Annotated in this window: 15 protein-coding genes and 1 other annotated feature; of the genes, 1 reads left to right on the forward strand and 14 read right to left on the reverse strand. The window is 38.0% G+C overall.

What is annotated here, in order from left to right:
• Nucleotides 1-148 precede the first annotated feature (148 nt).
• The 4 genes from AC1RFD_RS10925 to AC1RFD_RS10940 form a co-directional block, all read right to left on the reverse strand.
• Entirely contained in the window at nt 149-1,399 is a 1,251-nt protein-coding gene (locus AC1RFD_RS10925; protein WP_054550024.1) for a bifunctional folylpolyglutamate synthase/dihydrofolate synthase, read from the reverse strand.
• A complete protein-coding gene (locus AC1RFD_RS10930; RefSeq protein WP_196333051.1) occupies nt 1,396-2,676 on the reverse strand; it encodes a bifunctional folylpolyglutamate synthase/dihydrofolate synthase in 1,281 nt (426 codons plus the stop codon). Before AC1RFD_RS10930 ends, AC1RFD_RS10925 begins: the two co-directional genes overlap by 4 nt.
• Before the next feature lie 134 nt (nt 2,677-2,810).
• Entirely contained in the window at nt 2,811-3,209 is a 399-nt protein-coding gene (locus tag AC1RFD_RS10935; RefSeq protein WP_048395144.1) for a hypothetical protein, read from the reverse strand.
• 257 nt (nt 3,210-3,466) lie between these two features.
• Nucleotides 3,467-6,112: a valine--tRNA ligase gene (locus AC1RFD_RS10940; RefSeq protein ID WP_048395142.1), complete on the reverse strand. Its 2,646-nt coding sequence runs from the start codon at nt 6,110-6,112 to the stop codon at nt 3,467-3,469.
• A gap of 80 nt (nt 6,113-6,192) precedes the next feature.
• Nucleotides 6,193-6,450 (reverse strand) — a binding site (T-box leader).
• A 102-nt stretch (nt 6,451-6,552) separates the two neighbouring features.
• Here AC1RFD_RS10940 and AC1RFD_RS10945 point away from each other — a divergent pair.
• A complete protein-coding gene (locus AC1RFD_RS10945; RefSeq protein WP_036124009.1) occupies nt 6,553-6,747 on the forward strand; it encodes a YszA family small membrane protein in 195 nt (64 codons plus the stop codon).
• On the opposite strand, the gene AC1RFD_RS10950 is transcribed toward AC1RFD_RS10945, so the two are convergent.
• The 10 genes from AC1RFD_RS10950 to AC1RFD_RS10995 form a co-directional block, all read right to left on the reverse strand.
• Nucleotides 6,724-7,398 (reverse strand): valyl-tRNA synthetase, encoded by a 675-nt coding sequence (locus AC1RFD_RS10950; RefSeq protein WP_175400699.1) that lies wholly within the window; start codon nt 7,396-7,398, stop codon nt 6,724-6,726. The two genes, AC1RFD_RS10945 and AC1RFD_RS10950, sit on opposite strands and share 24 nt — an antisense overlap.
• A gap of 170 nt (nt 7,399-7,568) precedes the next feature.
• Nucleotides 7,569-8,015, reverse strand: a complete 447-nt coding sequence (locus AC1RFD_RS10955; protein WP_048395138.1) for an SRPBCC family protein — start codon at nt 8,013-8,015, stop codon at nt 7,569-7,571.
• A gap of 546 nt (nt 8,016-8,561) precedes the next feature.
• Nucleotides 8,562-9,854, reverse strand: a complete 1,293-nt coding sequence (hemL, locus tag AC1RFD_RS10960; RefSeq protein WP_054550021.1) for a glutamate-1-semialdehyde 2,1-aminomutase — start codon at nt 9,852-9,854, stop codon at nt 8,562-8,564.
• The gene (hemB, locus tag AC1RFD_RS10965; RefSeq protein ID WP_054550020.1) at nt 9,855-10,835 is read right to left on the reverse strand and encodes a porphobilinogen synthase; all 981 of its coding nucleotides are present in this window, start codon (nt 10,833-10,835) and stop codon (nt 9,855-9,857) included.
• Nucleotides 10,832-11,593 (reverse strand): uroporphyrinogen-III synthase, encoded by a 762-nt coding sequence (locus tag AC1RFD_RS10970; protein ID WP_485600146.1) that lies wholly within the window; start codon nt 11,591-11,593, stop codon nt 10,832-10,834. The genes hemB and AC1RFD_RS10970 overlap by 4 nt, the downstream gene beginning before the upstream one ends.
• Nucleotides 11,583-12,515: a hydroxymethylbilane synthase gene (gene hemC, locus AC1RFD_RS10975; RefSeq protein WP_485600149.1), complete on the reverse strand. Its 933-nt coding sequence runs from the start codon at nt 12,513-12,515 to the stop codon at nt 11,583-11,585. The genes AC1RFD_RS10970 and hemC overlap by 11 nt, the downstream gene beginning before the upstream one ends.
• Nucleotides 12,516-12,533: 18 nt before the next feature.
• Nucleotides 12,534-13,361, reverse strand: a complete 828-nt coding sequence (locus AC1RFD_RS10980; RefSeq protein ID WP_492474896.1) for a cytochrome C assembly family protein — start codon at nt 13,359-13,361, stop codon at nt 12,534-12,536.
• Nucleotides 13,362-13,543: 182 nt separating this feature from the next.
• Entirely contained in the window at nt 13,544-14,908 is a 1,365-nt protein-coding gene (gene hemA / locus AC1RFD_RS10985) for a glutamyl-tRNA reductase (protein WP_048395129.1), read from the reverse strand.
• Nucleotides 14,909-15,105: 197 nt separating this feature from the next.
• Entirely contained in the window at nt 15,106-18,024 is a 2,919-nt protein-coding gene (locus tag AC1RFD_RS10990; protein WP_492474897.1) for a vWA domain-containing protein, read from the reverse strand.
• 18 nt (nt 18,025-18,042) lie between these two features.
• On the reverse strand, nt 18,043-19,491 hold the full coding sequence (locus AC1RFD_RS10995; protein WP_004226619.1) for an S-layer homology domain-containing protein: 1,449 nt from the start codon (nt 19,489-19,491) through the stop codon (nt 18,043-18,045).
• Between the last annotated feature and the right edge of the window lie 45 nt (nt 19,492-19,536).

Below are 19,536 nucleotides of genomic sequence, written 5' to 3' on the forward strand. Positions count from 1 at the left end.
CCACCTATCTATGCCAACATCATATGATATTATATGTACATTCCGAAGGGTAAATGCGAATTTATTATTTTTTGATACGGAACTCATTGCAATCCTAAATTTGCAGCCATAAAAAAACTAGGACTCCCTATCAAGAGCCCTAGTTATTTCATTGTTTTAATCTATGACGAACCTCTGTTAATAAATATAACGAGCCTGCTACAATGGTTCTCTGCTGTCTATGTGATTGTGCCTGTATAAAGGATGCATAGTCAAGCAAGGTTGTTTTCGATGTTGCATGAGAAAGTTTGACCATTTGATGGGCTGGCATTGCTCGTGAATTAGCAAAATCGACGAAGTAAAAGTCATCACTCACCTGCTCTAGAATTACGAGAATCTGCTCAACATCTTTATCTGCTAGTATGCCAACGACAAATGTTATCTGCTCATTTGGATATTCACACTGAATCGTTTCTATTAATTTTTCAGCACTTGCAGGATTATGCGCACCATCCAATATAACGAAAGGCATTATTTCTTCAAAGCGTCCCAAAATAGAGGCCTTTTGCACAGCTTGACGAATAGCTGTTTGATCAATAGACACGTCTAATTCTGACGCCACTTCAAAAAATGCTGTAATGGCGAGAGCCATATTGTTTCCCTGATGTGTCCCCTTCATAGAACGATTCAGGTTCGCAATTTGGAACTGCTGTACGTCATTCATATAGCTTTCTCCATCAGTTGTTTGCTTAATGGCAAAATGCTGACCTAATGCAAATAGAGTGGCTTTTTTTCGAACGGCTGCTGCATCCACAACTCGCTTCGCCTCATCAGGCAAATCACCAATAATAACTGGACGTTGTTGTTTAATAATACCTGCTTTATGGTGTGCAATGCTTTCAAGGGTATCCCCTAAAAACTTTGTGTGCTCTAAAGCAATACTTGGGATAATAGAGACAATAGGTGTTACCACATTTGTACTATCCAATAAACCACCCATTCCCGCTTCAATCAGCGCAATATCCACCTGCCCATTGACAAAATGTAAAAATGCCACCACCGTCAGCAATTCAAAATCGGTTAGTTTGCCACTCAGCCCAGCCTCATGCATCTGTTGGAAAACTTGATCCATTTCAGCCTCTGTTATAGGTTGACCAGCTATTTGAATTTGGTCATGAACATCAACGATACATGGTGACATAAATTTGCCCACGCGTAAGCCATGTTCTTGTGCAATTGCCTCTAGAAATGTTAACGTAGAGCCTTTGCCATTTGTGCCCGCTAAGTGGACAACACGCAAAGTTTGCTCAGGATTACCTAAATATGATAAAGCCTCTTCAATCGCTGTAAGACCTGGTTTAATGATATCCTCACTTTTAACCTGCCATTTCTCTTTATAATGATCAAAGTTTGGGATCATCGTCCTTCCTCCTGTAGCCACTGTCGAGCTTGTGCTATAAAGTATAATGAGCCTGTAATGACAACAATATCTTCTTTTTGGCGTTCTTGTAATACTGTTTGAAGGCTTTTTAGCCATTCTGTATGAACCATTTTATTTGCATGAGTCGACAACATCGCTAAGCTTTCAGCAGGCATTGCATTTGGTAGGTCTATTTGTGTAAAAGTGATCGAGGTGGCAACAGCATCCATTAGTTCTATACTGTTACCATGATCCTTATCTGCTAATGCCGCGTAAATAAAGTGATAATTGTTTCTTGGATAGACATTTTTTAGTGTTTGGATCAGAGCAGCTGTCCCTTCTGAATTATGAGCACCATCTAGCACAATTTGATTCGGCCATTGCTCAAAGCGGCCTGCCCATTGCGCACATTGTAGACCTTGACAAATAGAATCATCAGTAATGACAATTGCCCCCTGCTCACGTAATGTTAGTATGGCTGTGATGGCCAAACTTGCATTATTTATTTGATGTTGACCAGCCATTTTTAATGGTACATCCTTCATCAAGACATGAGCCTTTTCATATGTAAAGTGCTGATAGTCAGTGCTCTGCCAACTATTTGTCACTGTGAAGTCTTGTCCTAAAACAAAGCATGATGCATGTCGTTCCTCTGCAGTAGCTTTAATGACAGCCAATGCCTCCTCATTATGAACACCTACAACAACTGGTATGCCTTCCTTGATGATGCCAGCTTTTTCTGCGGCAACCTTTGCGAAAGTGTCGCCTAAAAAGGCTGTATGCTCTAACGAGATCGTTGTAATAATAGCTAAAAGCGGTGTTACGACATTTGTCGCATCCAAACGCCCTCCAAGCCCTGTCTCAATAAGCGCTATATCTACACCTTCATGTGCAAAATACTGAAACATAATGAGTGTAACTACCTCAAAAAAGCTTGGAAATTCACCATTGTAGTGTTCTTCTATAATTTTCGCAAGTTTATTGAAATAGTAGAGAAATTGCTCATCCGAAATTTGGTGGCCGTTAATGGTCATACGTTCATTAACTCGCTCTAAATGTGGAGACGTAAATGCCCCTACAGTGTAGCCTGCATGTTGAAGCATTTCTCTTAATGCGTTCACCGTAGAACCTTTACCATTTGAACCTGCTACATGGATTACTCTTAGCTTATTGTGAGGTTCATCTAAATGTCCTAGTACTTCCCGCATAAGGACAAGTGGCGCACGTTTATGATCAACTGCTTTTAATGTAAAAATAAATTTTGTACATTCGTTCATTGTGTTAAACAAAAGAAACACTCCTTCTTACTGCAATATCTTTATTTTAGTACAAGTAACGTTTAATAACATAGCAAAATGACAAAATACAAAAAACACGCAGCTAGCAACTGCGTGTTCGTATTAATATTATTTTAGTGTACTTTGTGAGCACCTAATAAAGCACCCATATTATTTAAAATGGTTTTTGCATCACTATTTAATAATGGATGAACATCTGGGCGTTGCACTAAGTCAAAAGCATTTTTTAACGTTCTTTTTAGCATCGATATATCAAAATCTGAGCAATATTCATTAATTTTTTGGATCGTTAATAAATCTGTTCGTGATAATTTAGTGCTATCCTGTTGGGGATTACTATTTGCTAATATGTGCTTAATCAGGACACGGCCACTTGTATTCAATAAACGATAATACTTTGCTTCGGATAATTTTAAGAGATTCGTTTCGATCAATACTCTCGCGCTTACAAAGTCTAATTCATCACATGCTTTGTTGACTTTTGTAATAATGGTTGCAATATTTCCTGACATTCTCAACACCTCCATTGGCTCTTATTTTCTTTACTAATAAAGACTGTCTATCTAAAAAACCATCTATTTAGATTTGGTTTTTCACGGCTAAATAACATGAAATTAGGTTTTGTTTCCTATTAGTTCAGCGCTGCACATCATCTATTAGACCAATTTATTTAAAATAATACTATATATTTTTTCCTAATTCAATGTATATCTTTAGCTCTACATAAAAAAAGCAATGGATGACTTTTTCGTCATCCATTGCTTCGTCTTTACATATTTTTTAATTCTTCTAAACGTTTTAACACAACTGCATGCTTGCTTTCGTAATCTGCTAATTTCTCACGTTCTGCGTTGACTAACGCTTCCGGTGCTTTCGATACAAACTTCTCATTCGATAATTTACCTGTAACAAGCTTTACTTCTTTTGCCCATTTCTCTAATTCTTTTTCAAGACGGGCAATTTCTTCCTCAAGATTGATCAGTCCAACAAGAGGCAGGAATACCTGTGCTCCTGTCACAACAGCAGTCATTGATTGTCCTGGGGCCTCTAAACCTTCACCAATTGTTAAAGTGTCAGGATTACAGAATTTTTCTAGATATGCTTGATTATCTTTAAGTACAGCTGCTGTTGCTGCATCTTTCGCTGAAATAAACAACGGTACTTTTTTGCTCATCGGTGTATTTACTTCCGCACGAATATTACGTACTGAACGTATAATATCCATTAGGAGCTTCATATTATCTGCTTCATCAGCAAAATGAAGATCTGTGCGTACTGTTGGCCATGCTGCCACTGTAATAGATTCACCTTCGTGTGGTAAGTGCTGCCAGATTTCTTCTGTAATGAAAGGCATAAATGGATGTAAAAGACGCATTGTTTGATCTAGTACGTAAGCTAAAATAGATCGAGTTGTCTTTTTAGCTGCTTCATCTTCACCGTAAAGTGGTAATTTTGCCATTTCAATATACCAAGAACAGAAATCATCCCAAATGAAATTGTATAATTCACGGCCAACTTCGCCGAATTCATAACGCTCTGCAAGAGAGGTTACACGTTCAATCGTTTCATTTAAGCGCGTTAAAATCCATTTGTCAGCTACAGATTTTTCACCAGTTAAATCGATCTCATCATATGTCATACCATCCATATTCATAAGCGCAAAACGTGATGCATTCCAAATCTTATTGGCAAAGTTCCATACTGCTTCAACTTTTTCAGTTGTATAGCGTAAATCTTGACCAGGTGATGAACCAGTAGCTAAGAAGTAGCGTAATGAATCTGCACCGTATTGTTCAATGACATCCATTGGATCAACACCATTGCCAAGTGATTTACTCATTTTACGCCCTTCACCATCACGTACTAAACCATGAATTAGCACATCTTTAAATGGACGTTGATCTGTAAACTCAAGGCCTTGGAAAATCATTCGAGAAACCCAGAAGAAAATAATATCATAGCCTGTTACTAATGTATTTGTTGGATAGTAACGTTTATATTCTTCATTTGCTTCATCTGGCCAACCCATAGTAGAAAACGGCCATAGTGCTGAAGAGAACCATGTATCTAGTACATCTTCATCTTGCGTCCAGTTTTCTGCATCTGCTGGGGCTTCTTTACCTACGTATATTTCGCCTGTTTCATTATGGTACCAGGCTGGGATTTGATGGCCCCACCATAATTGACGAGAAATACACCAATCGCGTATATTCTCCATCCAGCGGGAATATGTGTTTTCAAAACGAGCAGGAACAAAGTTTACTTTCCCTTCTTCGTCCTTTTGCAGCTCTAGGGAAGCATCAGCAAGTGGTTGCATTTTAACGAACCATTGTGCTGAAAGATATGGCTCAACAACAGCACCAGAACGTTCAGAGTGTCCTACTGAATGCATATGCTCTTCAATGCGAATTAACACACCTGCTTCTTGTAAATCAGCAACAATTTGCTTGCGGCATTCGAAGCGATCCATTCCTTTATATTTGCCAGCAAGATCATTCATTGTGCCGTCTTCATTCATTACTAGAATGCGCTCTAGATTATGACGATTACCAACTTCAAAGTCGTTCGGATCATGGGCTGGTGTCATTTTTACAACCCCAGTACCAAATTCCATATCAACGTACTCATCAGCAACAATTGGAATTTCGCGACCTACAATCGGTAAAATAACGTTTTTACCAATTAAGTGCTGATAACGCTCATCGTTCGGGTGAACAGCTACCCCAGAGTCACCAAGCATTGTTTCGGGACGTGTTGTAGCAACTTCTACATAGCCAGAGCCATCAGCTAATGGATATTTCATATGATAGAAGGCACCTTGCACATCCTGATAAATTACCTCGATATCAGATAATGCTGTTTTTGCTGCTGGGTCCCAGTTGATAATACGTTCACCACGATAAATTAAACCTTTTTCATATAACTGAACAAAAACTGTTTTTACGGCATCTGAAAGACCTTTGTCTAATGTGAAACGTTCACGTGTATAATCTAATCCAAGACCAAGCTTTGCCCATTGATCACGAATATGTCCAGCATACTCTTCTTTCCATTCCCATGTTTTTTCGAGGAATTTTTCACGTCCTAAATCATAACGTGTAATATTATCCTCACGCAGCTTGGCTTCTACTTTTGCCTGTGTTGCTATACCAGCATGGTCCATACCTGGCAACCATAGGGCATCATAGCCTTGCATGCGTTTCATACGAATGAGAATATCTTGTAATGTTGTATCCCAAGCATGACCAAGGTGTAATTTACCTGTTACGTTCGGTGGTGGAATAACGATTGAATAGGGCTTTTTCCCACTTTCAGGCTGTGCCTCGAAGAACTTCCCTTGTAACCACCATTCATAGCGACCAGCTTCAATGGACTGTGGGTCATATTTAGTTGGCATTGAAATGTTTTCTGTCATATTGACTCCTCCTATTGTTTGAAAACTGTTGGTAAAGAAATACTATTTATTTTTTACCCAATAAAAAAACTCCTCTCGTCTAAAAGGACGAAGGAGTTTTAGTTCGCGGTACCACCTTTAATTCCAGCAGGGTTAAGATAAATATTAAATAACATATTTTCTCAGCCTATTCTACTGGCTCTCAATTCGGTAACGGTGTTTAACCGGCTTTAACTACTATTAGTTCACTAAAGCTGCTCAAGGGCTACCTTCAATTTCGTACAAATAGAAACTTCTCAGCTACCGTTTCCTCTCTGAAAATGTAGTCAAAATTTACTCTTCCCTATCATAGCATCTGTATTTGATTTTCCTTATTGTACCGCAGGATCGTGTCATTTTTCAAGTGATTTAGTCATCTTTTAGTAAGAGGAAAGTAAATAGAAAAGGAAGTGACAATTCAAATGCGACGACGCAAGTATAACCCTTGGCTTTTACCACCTTGGCTACGACAAGTTCGTTTTTATTGCAGAACCATCATCGTGCCGATTTGTGCTTTTCAGTTTATCCGTGTCATTATTGTGCCAACATCAGGTGATTTAGTCTTCTTATTACTCCTGCTACTTCTCTGCTATTTACTTTTGAAAGACATCATTTGAAACACGAACTTTAAGCGGTGTATATTCTTCTGTTAGATCCCAAATCATAGAAGGCACTTCATGCCAAGTACTGGATTCGCGTACAACAATATGGCTTGAGGATTCTCTTAATACAGCTTTTTGGTCAACTGTTGTAGAATTCTCTTGGCGTGAAGCTGCTGCTACTGCGGCAGGTTGTTTCACTTGAACACTTTCTTCAATTGCAGCCAATGTCTCCTCTTGTTCGAAAGCATGTGTTGATAGGTGCGGATTGTCTAACACATCTTTTTCAACAACAGGTTCATACTCATTGAAAGCGCTTGTGACTGTCCACTCAAGCTGACACATCTGATTTGTTAGACTAGGGCGAATATCCTTGACCATTAAATCTTTGACATCTGATTCTTTTGGTAAATCCACATGTAAAGGAACGGCATACTCAAAATAACCAGTATCTCCTTGAATATCAAGGGCATCAATTGTAATTAAATCTTCATTTTCCGCAAATGCTTGCATATCTTGAAAATCAAAGCGAACGTGTGCGGTGATATGATAGATGCCCATAAGTCGCAAAGAATCCTCTAACTGCATTGCCTGCCACTGTGGCTTAATTTGAACAGCTGCTATTTCAGTTGGGCAGCCATATCCAGGAAAACAAAATGTTTCGCGCATATTCCAAGTTTTGTGTTCGATAATAATCCCTCCCTTTGCATCATATGACGATTTGAAGGATAGTATGCTAGGATGTTGCCATTTGAACAGAGTTAAAAATAGATACTACTAAAAAAATGGCATGCTAGAAGTAATAGTCTAGCATGCCATTCCCATGGATGTTCGTATCATTAAACATTTACTAATTTAATTTTATTAGCTACACGATCAGTTAGCATTTGTGTTGCCTTTGGTACGATCGGTTTAAAAATCGGATTGAGAACAGGGCCAGCTAACCCGCCTGCAATGACTTCTAAGAATCCAGTCATTTTAGTATTTTCAGCGTCGATACTTTCTGCGAGGAAATAGCCATTTCCTGTGAAGTTATCAGAAAGCCCCTTTAATTCAAATGTAACTTTTGATGGTGCTATCCATTCTAAGATTGTAATTTCTACTTCAACTGTTTTTTTCAAAACGCCAACATTGCCTTTAAAAGTCCAAGTGGAGTGTTTCTCATCAATCATTTCATGTGCATTATAACCAGGGACAAGCTTTGCCCATTTTTCCATATCACTAACGAAATCCCATACATGTTCAATCCCTACGGGTACTTCGACCGTGTGTGTGCCTGTTGCCATATCAATTCACTACTTTCTTTTATGAATAGCTATATTATAAACGATATCGCCCACAATTTGGCTATGCTGAAAGATGTAATTTTGACAAAAGCAGGTCCTTCATCCAGTATAGTTGAGCGTACTTACTAGTAAATATATGCTATTGTTCCTTTTTACTCATGTATTCCTCAAGCACTATAATGCCTTCTGCTTAATCCATTAAAAAAGGTAATGTCAATGGGATATAAAGCAATTTTACAAAGCGAGGGTTTATTCCATTCCGCTAGCATCCTTTCCAGGGGGGCGTTCGTGAGTGACAACACCTCTAAATAAAATGAGTAGTGAACACTTTTACTTTATTTGAAAATCTTGCTATTAAGAAACATTTTTATGGGGTGGGGTGGAAGGTGCTTGAATCCCATGGGATAGCTAAAGAGGTGAGCCATAGGAAAGCAAGTAGCCTACAACGGAAACCATTTTCACCTTTCGCAAAAATTCTAGTGATGGTTTTGTTTTTCAACAGCAGAAGAGCATGCTAGAAATAATTCTAGCATGCTCTATCAAATTTTATTGCGCTAATTGCGCAAATACTTTATGGAATGCTGCCACTGTTGTCGCAATGTGCTCTTCCGTGTGAGCTGTTGAGATGAATAGTCCCTCAAATTGAGAAGGAGGTAAGAAAATACCTTCCTCTGCCATTAGACGGAAATATTCAGCGAATAATTGTAAATCTGATGTTTTAGCAGAAGCAAAATCAATGACATCTTCATTCGTGAAGAAGAAGCCAATCATAGAGCCTGCACGATTAACAGTGTGCGGGATATTATACTTAGTTGCTGCTTCACGGAAACCAGCCTCAAGCTGATCCCCTAATTTTTTAAAGTAATCATACGTACCATGGTCTAAACGGGATAACGTTTCATAACCAGCTGTCATCGCTAACGGATTCCCCGATAATGTTCCTGCTTGATAAATTGGTCCAGCTGGTGCTACTTGCTCCATAATTTCTTTTTTCCCAGCGAATGCGCCTACAGGGAGGCCACCTCCGATGACTTTACCTAAAGTAGTCATATCAGGCGTTACCCCAAAATACCCTTGTGCACAGCCATAATCTACGCGGAAACCTGTCATGACTTCGTCAAAGATTAATAATGCACCGTGCTCTGAAGTAAGTGCACGCAAACCTTCTAGGAAACCTGGTTGTGGAGGTACAACACCCATATTTCCTGCTACTGGCTCCACAATTACTGCAGCTAACTCTGCGCCAAATTTCTCAAAAATCACTTTTGCCCCTTCTAAATCATTATAGGCAACTGTCAACGTATTGCGGGCGATATCTGCAGGTACGCCAGGGCTATCAGGTAGGCCTAATGTGGCAACACCAGAACCAGCTTTAATCAATAAGGAGTCACCGTGACCATGATAAGACCCTTCAAACTTTAAGATCTTATCACGTCCTGTCACACCACGTGCTACACGTAATGCAGACATAGTAGCCTCTGTTCCAGAAGAAACAAAGCGAATCATTTCCATTCCTGGTAAACGGTCTAATACTAATTGAGCTAAGCGATTTTCTGTATAGCTTGGAGCACCGAAGGAAGAACCCTTCGCAGCTGTATCTGCAATTGCTTTCACTACCTCTGGATGTGTATGTCCTAAAATTAACGGACCCCAAGACAATACATAATCAATATATTCATTGCCATCAATGTCTTTAATGATTGCCCCATGGCCAGATTCCATGAAAATCGGGTCCATATTTACTGATTTAAATGCACGTACTGGGCTACTTACACCGCCCGGCATTAATTGAACAGCTTCAGCATAGGCTTGTTTTGATTTTTCGTAAGAACGTGTCATTTATTTCTCCTCCAACCAACGTGCAACATCTTTTGCATGATACGTAATGATTAAATCAGAGCCTGCACGTTTCATGCCTAATAATGTTTCAAGCACAACTTTTTTCTCTTCAATCCAACCATTTATAGCAGCCGCTTTAATCATTGCATATTCACCTGAAACGTTATACGCAACAAGCGGTAATGGATAGTTATTTTTCATGTCTCGAATAATATCTAAATAGCTAAGGGCAGGCTTGACAATTAGGAAATCTGCGCCCTCTTCGATATCTGACTCTGCTTCACGGAATGCCTCTAGACGATTTGATGGATCCATTTGGTAGGATTTACGATCACCAAATTGCGGAGCACCATCTGCAGCATCACGGAAAGGTCCATAGTAACTGGATGCATATTTGACTGCATAGGACATAATCGGGATATGTTCAAAACCAGCTTCATCCAGACCAGCGCGAATTGCCGTTACAAAGCCATCCATCATATTTGATGGAGCAATGATATCAGCGCCAGCTTTTGCTTGTGATATCGCAGTGCGAGCTAAAACATCTAATGAAGGATCATTCAAAATTTGATCGCCCTCAATTAAGCCACAATGTCCATGATCCGTAAATTCACATAAGCATGTATCCGCGATGACTAACAACTCAGGATGACGTGTTTTAATGAGTCGAGTCGCTTCTTGCACAATGCCATGATCATGAAATGCACCTGTTCCAACCGCATCCTTTTCAGCTGGCAAGCCAAATAAAATAACTGCAGGAATACCTAATGCTACAACCTCATCCACCTCTGCCTCTAGTTTATCTAATGAAAATTGAAAAACGCCAGGCATTGAATGTACTTCATTTTTAATATTTTCGCCTTCTATTACAAAAATAGGATAGATCAGGTCCTCTTTATGTAAGTATGTTTCTTTTACCATTGATCTCATCGTTGCATTGGCACGCAAACGACGGTGTCTTTGAAATTGTAGTTTTGTCATGATTTGTCCCCTACTTTCATAATTTCTTCGATGACTGCTTGCATTGTATAAACGCTTGGCATAATATCCACAGTAGCACCGTATTGTTCAAGAGCTGCTTCCGTAATATGGCCGATGGCTGCAATGTGAGCTGCTTCCCAACCAATATGTGGAACAACTTCCATTGCATACACGTCAACTGCTGAAGGACTAGCAAAAATCACTGTAACATTTTGATATTGCTGGATGCAACTGACAATAACAGATGTTTGATCATGTCGTTCTATCGTTTCATAGACTGTCCATTCTTTTAATTCAAAAGGCAATCCATCCTTCAGCGTACTTTTCGCCTTTTCTCCTCGAATAAACAGACATTTCGGTTGATGACCCGCTACACTCGGAAATTCTTTAACGAAAATATCAGCACTAAATATGGAAGGCATAAAGCTCACTTGAAATCCTAAATTTTCTAATGCTGTTGTTGTTTTAGTTCCAATGGAAGCTATTTTTCCTTTGAAATGACTTGCATTAAATTGATGTCGAAGCATTTTACTAGCAAAAGCTTCTACAGCATTTTGACTAGTAAAAATCAACCAATCGTATTGCTTAGCACGGTTCAATAGTTCAGGATCCTTGCTATCTAATCGTTCACAAGTTTCAATTAATGGGGCTACGATGGCATGTCCACCTAAAGCTGTTATATTTTCGACAATGGTTGTTGTCTTAGATGTGCCTGTTAAAAGTATGGTTTTACCCTTTAGAGGTAAATTACTGGGCATCTTGCTCTGCCTTTACACGCTGAATTAAATCGAAAGCTCCCTGTTTTGTTAAACTAGCAGCTAGCTCTTCTCCAATTTTTTGTGCATCTGTGCCAACTACTGTTTCCTTATATACAACAGATGCATCTGGAGCAGCAACAAGGCCTGTTAATGTAATTTCTTCCCCATTTGAAGTGGCATAACCAGCAATCGGAACTTGACAACCACCATCCATTGCAGCTAAAAATGCACGTTCTGCATGTGCTTCTTGCCAAGTGAATGAATCAGTCAACTTACCTAATTCGGCTAAAAGCTCCGCATCATCGGCACGACATTCAATGCCAAGAGAGCCTTGCGCTACAGCTGGTAAACATTGTTCGACAGGTAAAAACTCAGTGACTACATCATCACTCCACCCAAGGCGTTTCAAACCAGCCGCTGCTAAAATAATGGCATCATATTCTTCTGTTTCAAGCTTAGCTAAGCGTGTATCAACATTTCCACGAATCCATTTAATTTCGATATCAGGACGTACTGTTAAAAGCTGAGCACTACGACGTAAAGAACTTGTCCCAACGACTGCTCCCGCAGGAAGGTCAGCAAATTTAACATGCCCTTTCGAAATAAATGCATCACGAGCATCTTCACGTGGTGGAATACAACCAATCACTAGCCCATCTGGCAATACAGCAGGCATATCTTTCATAGAATGAACAGCAAAGTCAATTTCTTTATCGTAAAGGGCTTGTTCAATTTCTTTTACAAACAACCCTTTCCCACCTACTTTTGAAAGCTGTACATCTAAAATTTGGTCACCTTTTGTTACAATCTCTTTTACTTCAAATTCGAATGGTACACCAGCCGCTTTTAATTCATTAATGAACCAATTTGTTTGCGTTAGCGCTAATTTACTTCTCCTAGAACCTACAATAATTTTTCTCAACAGTCTCCAACCTTTCTTCTAATACCATAAATGGAATCGCGATAAACTACTACCTAAGAAGAAGTTTACAACAACTAATAGATAGGCATAAATATGTACCCATGCATAAGTTGTACCTGTCAGCTTGCTTTTGCGATTCACATATAGGATAAAACAATACAAAATTAAAATAATGAAGGACCCTATGATTTTCGCATCGAAAATCGAAAGACTCTCTAATGTTAATAGTGCCCATTCAAACCCTAATATTAAACTTATAAATAACATCGGAATTCCAATGAAAAATGAAATATTCATCCAGCTGCTTGTCTGCTGCAAGGAAGGCAATCTAGTCCATAAATGCGACCACTTTTTCTTTTTCAGCAATCGATATAGAACGAGATACAAAATGGCAAACACAAATGTTAATGTAAACGCTGCATAAGACAATATTGCAAATGATATATGAATAAAAAGCATCTCTGAAATTAAAGTATCCCCGACAGCTCCTGTAGGACGTTTCGGCATAAAAGTAAATATACTAGCGAATAAAAACCCTAGTATATTAATAATAAACACAGGTAAATCCACCCTTGCTATGCAATGAAGGATAATGGATAACGTCACGAGTAACCAGGAATAAAAAAGTATTCCCTCAGACAAGGATAAAATCGGAAAACGCTTCGTTTCCACAAACGTTAAAATGATAATGGCACTTTGAATCATCCATACAAATGAAACAAGCCAAAAAGCAATGCGTCTTGCACGTACTTGCTTATAAAAATAATCAGTAAAGTAAAAAACTAGACTGATCGCATACAAGACGATCATCACTTCATAGAGCCTCGTCATGGTCAAATCAGTCAATAGACATCCCTTCTTTGTCGTGAAATTAATAAACTATTTTAGCATAGAAAACAAAAAAACGTTTTCGTATCCTTAGTTTACCATACAGATACGAAAACGCCTCATGTAATATCAGTAGAAAATCCAATTGCGCGTAACACCCATGTACAATCACAGCTTTCTACGTGAGCGCAATAGATAATTTAGAAAGAGTACTTTGGTTCAGTAGAAGTCTGAGATACCTGTGCGCGTTCTTTGCGCTCAAGCTCTTGCTTTGTCATCTCATGAACTTCAGCTTCCACAGCATCCTCTATACCAAAAATTTGTTGGAATAAACGTAACTGTTCATTTGCTTTTGGAGAATTAGCCATTTCTTTAGCTTGCAAGATTGGCTCTTTTAACAATTGATTGATAATAGATTTTGTATGTTTGCTTAAAATTTTACGTTCACGTTCCGTTAAATCTGGCATTTTATTTTCGATACTTGTCATAGTCTCTTGTTGAATACGATTTGCTTTTTTACGTAATGCTGAGATGACTGGCACTACCCCAAGAGTAGCTACCCAGTCTTTAAATTGCACAACTTCTTCGCCAATCATATTAGTAATATCAGCAGCAGCACGTTCACGCTCTGCTAAGTTCGCTTCGACAATACCTTGTAAATCATCAATATCATATAGGAATACATTTGGTAGGTCGCCAACTCGTGGGTCAATATCACGAGGAACCGCTATATCTACCATGAATAATGGTTTTCCTTTACGTAAACGTTCCACAAATTGCATTAGCTCGTAATCAATAACATAATCAGTAGCACCTGTTGAAGTAATTAAAATATCCGCTTCTAACAAAGAACATTGTAATTCCTTCATTGATTTAGCTTCACCATGGAATTTAGCTGCTAAGCTTTCTGCTTTTTCAAATGTACGGTTAATGACAGTAACTTTCCCTACACCACTACCGTAAAGGTTCTCAATTGCAAGTTCCCCCATTTTTCCTGCACCTAAAATAGCTACATGCTTGCGTTGTAATGAGCCAAAAATTTTCTTTGCTAATTCTACGGCCGCATAGGAAACGGATACCGCATTCTCACCAATCGCTGTTTCATTATGAGCACGCTTTGCAAATGTTACTGCTTGTTTAAATAGCTGATTGTATACCGTTCCTGTTGTGCCAATCTCTTGTCCACTTAAAAAGCTTTTTTTTACTTGCCCTAAAATTTGTGTTTCACCTAGAACCATTGAATCGATTCCAGCTGTCACTTTAAATAAATGTTCGACTGCCTCATCTTCTTCACGAATCGTTAAATACGAAGAAAATGTCTCCACAGGCAAATCAAACCAGTTGGCTAAAAATTGTTTCACAAAATGACGTCCAGTATGCAATTGATCCACAACAGCATATATTTCTGTACGATTACATGTCGAAACAATTACGTTCTCTAATATACTTTTTTGCTTTTGCAGCGCTTCCATTGCTTGTGGCAGTTCACTCTCAATGAATGATAACTTCTCACGTATTTCAACAGGCGCTGTTTTATAATTCAAGCCTACTACGATGGTATGCATGAATAACACCTCACACGTTCTAATTCACAAATCTCATTATAGCACAGTTCGACAAGAGTTCATCAATAATTTGTGAACATGTCATGAAGAACTGCAATTCGTCATCTACATTAGAATTATTATAAACTAAGTGTAACAAATTATACGTGTTGTTTCAAATTAAAAAACTGCCCCCATTATCGGAGGCAGTTTTCTCATTAATTTGTTATTGTAACAGTCTTTATTGCAATCATATTTCCATCTTTATCGTATGCTATAAACTCAATCTCATCATTGACTTTAAAGTCCTGCATAGTTTGAACAGTTTTTGTTAACATATACACTTGATCACTACGCTTTTGCAAATCAAACTGGACATCTCCACTGATTGAATTAAAACGTACATTCATCTTCGCAACGTTTTGACAGTTACCATCAACTCGAGCACTCATTGTAATATAACCTTTTCGTAGCGAAACACTTGTCTCTTCAAATAAATCTTCTGGATTGATACAGCTTGAAGCTTGCGTTTTACATAAAATTGTATCAATTAACTTCTGGAAGACTTGATGCAATTGCAAATTATCAATTGCATGGAAGTACGTTCCGCCCGTTTCTGAAGATAATTGCATTAAAGTGGCGTCATTTACTTGTGATTTTTTGCCCATACTTACTGTGTATACTTTGACACCTTGCTTTTTCGCTTCATTTATAACTTTTGTCATTTTTGATTTACTCGTTTTACCATCAGATACAACGACAATCGCTTTGGATGTTTTCGAATCGTTCGAGAATTTTGTTAAAGCAATATCGATGCCTGCAAAAATATCGGTTGCACCCTTATCTTTCGATGCTTTATAAAGATCTTTTTTCAACACATTTTCTGTTGTACCTTCTCCAAGTACAGTCGCTTTTGTATTGGTTTCAATGACTATGTTATTTTTAGCCTTTAATTGATTGATTAGTTCAATCATTTTCTTCCCACGATAATTTGTTGGATCAACAGCCTTCATGGAAGAAGAATAATCCACTACATAGGCAATTTCTGTTGCTAAAGAACAAGAGTTTTTACTGAAGTATGGATTCGTAAAAATATCTTTCGTCACTGTTTTATCTTTTAAACCCTTCAAGGACGTTGCATAGCGAGGGTCTATTGGATTGACAAGTCTTGCTTCCACTTTAGATTTGCCATATATAACTGAATCAAAGTAGGCTACAGCAGTACCTGGATTCCCTGTATTATTTAATGGATCAGAAGTGTTCGTAATGAATGAAGCTGTTTTTTCTACTCCGTCATACTTAATTTTGACTGTTCCTTGATAATCTGTAATAGGCTCTCCACCAGGACGCACTAAAGTCACCATTACTTTTGTATAACGATCTTTTCCTGATGGTCTTGATGCAGCATCCGCACTTTCCTTTAGGGCCTCTACTCGTTTTTTAAACGCCTCTACTTGTCCAAGTAATTTACCGCCTTGGTATTTTAATAAAACCGTGCGGTCATAGTTACTTAAGTTTGTGAAGATCGAATAAATCTTCATAACACTGTCATAATGTTCTAATGTTAAATCTTTTTCGTCTGGCATTTCTTTCATAAGCTGAATAATGGCGCCGACTGGATTAATGTTCTCTACCTGTGAGGCAATATCATCATCAATGCCCTGAACGCGATAAATAGGACGACCATCGTCAGCAATTAAATACATTATTTCCGTTTTAGCTGGCGTTGTAACAGAGTTCTCAAAACGTGTCTTTAAAAGTTCCTCAAATAAGTGAACAGAAATATCATAGTTTTCAAATTGAAGAATAGCATTTTCATAACCTAATGCCGGATATTTAGGATCAGATCCACCGTAACGCAAATAGATGTTTTGCACATTTCCTAAAACGTCCTTCACATTTGTTTGCTGCCCAATACTAAATAATTTTTTATCTGAATTAGAATCTAGAGGAACTGGGCTATAAACATCAATTAAATTTTGCGTAAAGAACTCTGGAATATCTTCACTTTTTGGAAATTCAGGAATCACGCTCCCATTATCATCTGTATTTGCTGGGTCGTATACTTGGTAATCAATACGCAATTCAGGCTGGGGTGCATAACGCACTTCTGCGTTTAGTTTCTCTCCAACTAGACACTTCATTGCTGGGTCCGTATTATTAATCAGCTCAAAAGTTATTGTATCACGTACTGATTTAGTTAATTTTGGTGCTACCACTATAGCAGATACCGTTGAACCATCCGATTGGACAATGTCAACTGCTTCACCTGAAGTATCAACAATATTTCCGTAGGATGCCTTCACGCGGAATGAATAAGATTTATCATCAGCGATAGGATCACCATTACAAGCCTTTAAAGAAACTGTAACTAGTGTTGTATCCACATTATTTGCAATTAAATCAGGCTTTTCCACCAAGATACTCTGCAATGCATTATTAACATTATTTGGTCCAGTAAAATCATTTGAATTATCCTTTGGCTCTTCAAAATCAGCACTACTAGATCCCATAAAACCAGGTGGTAACGTAATGCTATCATTATCACGACCAGCTGGACTACGTTTTAATCCTTGTACTGCGAAAGTGCTATTTTGAACAGCACGATAGAAAAATACAGCAACATCACCCCGTGTTAGTTTTGTGGATGGATTAAAGCTAGCGAATGTGTTTTTGCCTGTAGAGCTTGTAGATAAATCATTTGAATATAAATATTGAACTGCCTGTGGCTCATCTAAATCTAAGCCTTTAAAAGCCGCGTAAATTTGGGCAAATTGGCCACGTGTTACAGCTTTTGTTCGATTCGTATTTACATGTGTACCATTAAATGGTAAATAAAAATCACTGTAGAAATTATAAGCAACACTATCAATATAAGATAAAGCATAGTTACGATCTAGTTTGGCAAACATCAGAACAAGATCGCGATCTGTCACTTGATCATTTGGTAAAAAGTTACTTGCACTATTTAAGGACATCAGGTCATTATCGACCGCCCATGAAATAGCTTTATAATTATTGCTATTTGTTGGAACATCTCTAATTGTTGTAGCTGCTTGCGTAACAGTAGGCGTAGTTGTCATCAGTAGAAGCATGAAGCAAAGCATAGCAAGCAATGCTTTTTTTACATATGTCATTTTTGTTCCATCCTTTCTTTAGTTAAAGAACAATATGTCATCACGATAGTTTTGTTTTAAGTCATCCTCTAAATATTTCAAGAATCGTTCTAAAACAACTGACGCCTCTGCACGCGTTAGCGGTTTATTTGGATTAAAACGACCAGCAGCATCACCAATCATTAAGCCAAGTTCATTCGCTATATAGATGCCATCTCTCGCATAATTTGGAATCTGTTTGTCATCTGTAAATTTAGTTAAGTAACCAGGATCAGGTGCTCTATTTTCAAGTCCTAAGGCACGGACAAAGATAGTTGCAGCCTGTGCGCGATTAATAGCATTATCTGGCTTAAAGTAGTCAGCTGATACACCTTTGATTATCCCTTTATTTAACGCTGATTCAATATAACCGTAATCTTTGATAGAACGCTTCAAGTCTTTAAAAACACTTGTAGTAGGTGTCTTTTTTGATTTCTTTTCTTCAAACACACGTAAATCAACCGCTTTACCAATAGCCGTCGTAAAATCAATACGTTTCATTGGTGTATTAGGAGAAAAGAAGTTACTTGAATCTGAGTAAATACCTAGAGAATAAAGTTTTTCAATTGCTTCTTTCGCATAATGGGTTGTTAAATCTCTGAATTTAGGAATGATAAGACGTTCAATTGTCGGCATGTACTCTGTATCTAAATCAAGTGTACCTTTTTGTCCTGAAGATAGGTCGTATGTATATTCAGAAATAACATCCTTTTCACTTACGACTGCATATCCACCTTCAAAACTCCCTAAGCTACCGAGATTTTCCTCATAATTTAAAACACGTGATTTACTTGTAGATAAACGATTTTTCACATGACTTGTTTTACCATCACTATAAGAATAAACAGATTCCGTGATTTGAGTTTCTGTCGCACCCCAGAAGTTCTCATAGCCTGCATGGCGACTATCTGTTTCAATTGTTACTGTGTTTTGAACAGCATTTTTTCCTTTTCCTGTTTCAAAAGCATAGGTTTTTCTAGAAATAATATTTCCTGAGTAATAATCAGAGGCTGCACGATTATCAGTAACTGTTCCTTGTGAAAATTGATAATCGACTAAGGAATAAGTAATGGCGCCAATTGTGATTTTTTCAGTGTATTTCTTCACTTCACCGTTGGATGTTTTTTGACCAAGAACTGCATAATCCACTACATCTGATTCATAGGCAATATTTCTTGTCAATGTTGCGCCATTGCTTGCTGTTAATTTCATGCTATACGTTTCAGTTAATTTACCTTTTGATTCTTTTTGAGCAATTTTAATATCTTTACTTGTCCCTTTAAAAATAACAGGTGTCCCTGAAAGGAACACAGCTTCTTCATATGTATATTCGTTTTTTACAGCACCTGTTGTTTCTAATGAAGCGGCTGATGCATTGAATGGAATAGTTGTTCCAATCAAAAAAACAGCAAGGACTAGAAACATTATTTTAGATAATTTTTTTTGCATTCGCTTTTCCTCTCTTTCACTGTGCATTTGCGTGCATAATGAAGC

It is taken from the genome of Lysinibacillus sp. GW823-FHT02G10, from assembly GCF_058797135.1.

Coding starts and splice junctions, on each gene's coding strand:
- AC1RFD_RS10925 (WP_054550024.1), bottom strand. CDS start 1,399: ATGATCCCAAACTTTGATCATTATAAAGAGAAATGGCAGGTTAAAAGT.
- AC1RFD_RS10930 (WP_196333051.1), bottom strand. CDS start 2,676: ATGAACGAATGTACAAAATTTATTTTTACATTAAAAGCAGTTGATCAT.
- AC1RFD_RS10935 (WP_048395144.1), bottom strand. CDS start 3,209: ATGTCAGGAAATATTGCAACCATTATTACAAAAGTCAACAAAGCATGT.
- AC1RFD_RS10940 (WP_048395142.1), bottom strand. CDS start 6,112: ATGACAGAAAACATTTCAATGCCAACTAAATATGACCCACAGTCCATT.
- AC1RFD_RS10945 (WP_036124009.1), top strand. CDS start 6,553: ATGCGACGACGCAAGTATAACCCTTGGCTTTTACCACCTTGGCTACGA.
- AC1RFD_RS10950 (WP_175400699.1), bottom strand. CDS start 7,398: ATGCGCGAAACATTTTGTTTTCCTGGATATGGCTGCCCAACTGAAATA.
- AC1RFD_RS10955 (WP_048395138.1), bottom strand. CDS start 8,015: ATGGCAACAGGCACACACACGGTCGAAGTACCCGTAGGGATTGAACAT.
- hemL (WP_054550021.1), bottom strand. CDS start 9,854: ATGACACGTTCTTACGAAAAATCAAAACAAGCCTATGCTGAAGCTGTT.
- hemB (WP_054550020.1), bottom strand. CDS start 10,835: ATGACAAAACTACAATTTCAAAGACACCGTCGTTTGCGTGCCAATGCA.
- AC1RFD_RS10970 (WP_485600146.1), bottom strand. CDS start 11,593: ATGCCCAGTAATTTACCTCTAAAGGGTAAAACCATACTTTTAACAGGC.
- hemA (WP_048395129.1), bottom strand. CDS start 14,908: ATGCATACCATCGTAGTAGGCTTGAATTATAAAACAGCGCCTGTTGAA.
- AC1RFD_RS10990 (WP_492474897.1), bottom strand. CDS start 18,024: ATGACATATGTAAAAAAAGCATTGCTTGCTATGCTTTGCTTCATGCTT.
- AC1RFD_RS10995 (WP_004226619.1), bottom strand. CDS start 19,491: ATGCAAAAAAAATTATCTAAAATAATGTTTCTAGTCCTTGCTGTTTTT.